Annotated in this window: 1 protein-coding gene; it reads right to left on the bottom strand. The window is 43.3% G+C overall.

The window, feature by feature from the left end:
• Positions 1-67 precede the first annotated feature (67 nt).
• A complete protein-coding gene (locus tag AD944_RS00525; protein WP_248845791.1) occupies positions 68-637 on the bottom strand; it encodes an IS110 family transposase in 570 nt (189 codons plus the stop codon).
• Positions 638-1,796: the final 1,159 nt, after the last annotated feature.

The following is a 1,796-nucleotide window of genomic DNA, read 5'->3' as shown; positions in this document are numbered from 1 at the left end:
CTACACTCTGTCTGCATCGGGTTTTCTTGATGGTTATGGAAATTTCTTTTCTACAAAACAGACTTTTTCATAATCTAACCCGATGTACAACCCTTCTGTGAGATTTCCGCGTCGAGATCAGTTCGCTGATTGCCTGATCGATGGTTGCGATCTGAGCCTCTATCTGACGAAGTCTATAGCGGGTCAGATTTCGTCGCCCAGCTGCCAGCTCCTGGAGCGCAGACTGCAGCTCGTTGCAGATCGTAGACGTCCTGGGTTCAAGAAGTGCCCCCATCCTGGCCAGCATCATGGCATCTACCCGATCCGTTTTTGCAAGCTTTCCCGTTGCTTCAGCAAACTTTCTTGCATGCCGCGGATTGATCCGTGAGAATGGGATGCCGGCCTTGGCCAGATGACTCTCCAGTTGACGATGGAAAGGGCCGGTCGCCTCGAAGACAACATGCACAGCACGTTGCCTGCCAATCCATCGTAGAAGCGTTCTGAGGCCTTTCGTATCGTTGGAAGTCTGGATCAGGTCACCAGATGGATATTGAGAGGCATCAAGATGATCCTTGGAAACGTCAATGCCAACAACAACGGCATTACTCTCCAGCTTTGAGCATGTCTGTGCCATTTCCCATTGTCCTATGCTTGTCATCCGGGATTTTCTCCCAGGTATCCGTTCAGGCCCGAGGAAAAGAAGAGGCGGTCATACTCATTCGCGGCCCATCATGGCCTGTCCTGACTCGACCCGCTCTCTCCAGCAGTCAGGAGGTGGCCACCTCCTGACTGCTGCCTTTGTCGCATACAGCGATCCGGATTTCATAAGACAAGTCCTGAGCCTAACAGCTCCCCCACTCCAAGGGAGCAAGCTCATTTTTTTGTTGCAAAAAGCGAACAAATGAGCTATCAATAACTCACATGTAAACGGTATAATGGTATTTACATGCGCAAGAAAAACTCGAAAACTGGAATAATAAATATGGATTATAATCAGGTATCTTTATCAAGTTCCCGATTAAACGAGGAGGTAATTCCTCGACTTCGTGCCCCAGTAAGGACGCTAGAAGCATGCCAGATAGGAGCAGGAAACTCAACGCTACGTTCTCCAGTGGCAATAGTCGTTGGGGGATCGATCACTGCTGGTATTGCAATTGGCGTGGCTATTAACGGACATTTCTAAGACTCACTGCCATAGGGTTGTAGCCTCGCTTGCGACCCTATGGCATTCACAGAAATTGGAGTTTCGTTAAATGAATACTAGTAACATAAAGTTAATTGCGTCTTCTTCTTTTGTTCTTATTGTTTGTGTATCTGTATTCATAAATAAATTACTTCCTTTTTTATATACAAATAAAAATTATAATTACATTTCAATCATAAGTGCTGTTTTTTTATTTCTTTCAGTCATATGTTCATCCTACTTGTTGATCGAAGCACTAAATAACACCAAGAAGAACACGAAAGTGTTGTAGATGGCATATAGCAACATATTAACGGAAATAACCGATTTTGCAAGAAAAAACAAGAATGTTAGTTTTGTTAAATTCGCAAATTTTCTTAAAAAGAAGGATGTATCAAAGCATATACCGTCAATAATTAATTCTTTGCTTAGGCGATCTCTTTTTGACAATAGTTTTAATATATTTGAAACTTCAGTATCAAAAAGCTTAATTAGAATACCGTTGATATCTGATCCGAATTTTGTGCTTTATCTTTCTAAAAGGTCAGCAAATTCACGAGCCATTGACATGGCATTTAGAGGTAAAAATACCACTTGGAGGGTTCGAAGAACCCTTGATTGATTACCCCTGCGC

It is taken from the genome of Acetobacter tropicalis, from assembly GCF_001580915.1.
Taxonomy (GTDB): Bacteria; Pseudomonadota; Alphaproteobacteria; order Acetobacterales; family Acetobacteraceae; genus Acetobacter; species Acetobacter tropicalis.
Note: the sequence above shows the minus strand (reverse complement) of the source record. Positions and strands in the feature narration are given on the sequence as shown.